Origin of the sequence: Candidatus Magnetobacterium casense, assembly GCF_019173545.1 — a bacterium.
GTDB lineage: Bacteria > Nitrospirota > Thermodesulfovibrionia > Thermodesulfovibrionales > Magnetobacteriaceae > Magnetobacterium > Magnetobacterium cryptolimnobacter.
The window spans coordinates 1-2,544 of the sequence record NZ_JABXWD010000448.1 but is presented as its reverse complement, the minus strand read 5'-3'; the positions used below and the strand labels follow the sequence as shown (position 1 = coordinate 2,544).

Genomic DNA, 2,544 nt, shown 5'->3' with positions numbered 1-2,544 from the left:
AACTGCGGAACGTGCCGGGGACGACGGACCCGATGGTTGCGGAAATGGCGAAGATGAGGTTCAAGGATTTGAAAATGCCGTCTCCGGATGGGTCTGATCTTCGGGAGTTCTTAACTAGGGTAGAGGATTTCATGCCTCACTACCCAGTGGTGGGGACTAGAAATACCAGACAAATCTTGGAAATGGTGTTGTCGCGGGGTGGACAGAAGATAGACATTGCGGATCCATATTTTGGGGGGCTATTGGAACAGATGGTGGCCGTGGCTTCTCCATCGGTTATGAGGCGGGAAGGGGCTATGTTGCCGCGGTTAGAACACCTAGAGAAAATCAAGGAATATCTGAAACTGGGGGCTTACGAGAAGGTGGCCCAAAAACTCCAAGAGTCCCATCTGCGAGCTTTTGAGAGTGGGGGGAAGTACAGACCAATCTTGGAGTATTCGATGCGGGGGGATCAGACGTTATCCTCGTATGTGAAAGGAATTGCCGCGACGGAAGCATGGACCTTGAGAGGTAATGGAGCTAAATTGTTGAACGCCTACACGAAATTTATGGCTCCGGGGGGAGATAAGGTACGTGCAGAAATGCTTCGGTCTACTATTATACCAACGGCATTGGGAAGGTGGACTCCGGAACAGGCGGCTAGGCAGTTGCGGTGGTCTAACAAAGTGGTGGAGGTGGCAGACTGGTTGGAGACTCCGACAGCGAAACTTATACCGGAGGGAGCTAGAAAAACCCTGAGGAAGTGGTTAATGGGGAGTATAGAAACAAGCGCCGTAAATCCTCTTTCGAGGGGAATACAAGGGTATCTGTACTTGTCTACGTTGGGAGGAAACCCAGCGGCAGCGGCCCGAAACTTGTTTCAAATCGCATTGACGACGGGTCCTCTTTTGGGGTGGCGCGCTACCGCTAGAGGGATAGAGTCTTCTTTGAAGAAGGCTGGAAGTTATTTTGAAGCCAGGTCTCAGGGGTTTGACCACAACAAAGCATTTAAGATGGCTTTTCCGCACTACTTTGAAAGTGGGTTACCACTGTCGCCGATCGCGGAAGAGGCGATCGGGGGAATGTTGTCGGGTAATTGGGAACGAGCGGTTGGGTCGGCTATGCCGGGATTGCAGGGAGCCGGGAGAACCACAGACAAAGTTAAAAGTGCTTTGATGTCGATGTTTGGGTTTTCGGAGTCGGCGGTAAGGTTAACTTCTTTCGAGGCGGCGATGCAGAAGGGCTTGAAAGAGGGATTAACTATACAGCAGGCGATTCCTCTGGCGAGACAGGTGGTACAGGAGACACAGTTCGTGCCGGGGCTGAGTGGAATGCCCCACTTTCTGGCGAAGATGGGTCCTTTAAGTAGACAGTTGTTGCAGTTTCCGGCTAGATACTTCGGGTTTATGACTGGGACGGCATTGAGGGCTGGAAGTGGAACGAAGGCGTTAGGGGCAAAGTGGGGTCCTTTGGCGGGGGCGAATCCTGGGACGTTGGCCCGGATGTATGTTTGGAGTGACTTGATTGCGAATGTGGCGAGTCAGGTTGTGGGTACAAACCTAGAGCAAAGCCTGCTAATGGGGGCCATGCCGGGGTTTAGAGGAGAGGGAGCTTTTGCTCCGTTGCCGGTGGTTCCTCCGTTCTTTGCCATTATGGGGGCTCCCTTAAAAGATCTGGCGTCTGGGGATTTCCGATTCGAGGAGACCCGACGGATACTCCCCTTGACGATGCCGGGGGGCGTTGGGTTTTCTAAACTGGTAGGGTACTTGCCGATTCCGGGGGGGCCGGAAGTGGCGAAGTTGTTGGAGAGGAAATATGTAGACTATCGGGCGGTGACTCCCGACGGACGATACCCGGTGTATACGGCGAAGGGGGGATTAACTGGGTATATGACGATCGGGCAAATCGTGATGCAAGGCTTGGGGATCCCGGAGGGGGGTCCGGCCCAGCAAACAGAACAAGCCTTGATGAAGATGTTGACCAGCAATCGAGAGAGAATCCGGGATATGAAGAGGGGGTATATCCGGGCGGTGATGAACTCCAACGTGAAAGAGGCGGAGGCTATCGACCGGCAGTTTGGTGAGTTGTTTCCAGAGTTGAAGAGTATCCGGAAGTTGATTAGTCAAGAAGATTTCGACCGGTCTCACCAGCGGTTAGAAGTGACTAGGTTGGAACAAATGCTTGATACTATGCCCCCGGCGGTGAGGCCGATGTACGCGGAGGCTTTGAGGACTGCCCTCTTAGGGGTGGATCCTGAGATTTTGGGGCTAGGTGAAGCGGGAATTAGTGGGCAAATGAGGACCGCCAAACAGAGGGGGCCGTCTAGAAAGTATAGACGACCCCAAAGAACTAGAGAGTATCGAGATCAGCTTACTCCGTTCAGGTCTGGGGGGATGAACTTGAACGAGGTAAGTCGTCCGACTCACCTGGGGTTTCAGTCTTTTGAGGGGTTTGGAGGCTAGCGAGAATCTCTTCCTTGAAACGTTCCAGGAGATAGATAATCGCCCGGTCAACATCTAACTGTCTAACTGCCCGGAGTTCCGCATCTTCTAGCTTGTTGTGGTT

The 2,544-nt window shown here is 52.9% G+C and carries 1 protein-coding gene; it reads left to right on the top strand.

All coding sequences use genetic code 11. The annotated features are described in order from the left end of the window. The coding region (locus HWQ67_RS16160; protein ID WP_218253715.1) for a hypothetical protein at positions 1-2,441 on the top strand (2,441 nt) is incomplete at its 5' end. Positions 2,442-2,544: the final 103 nt, after the last annotated feature.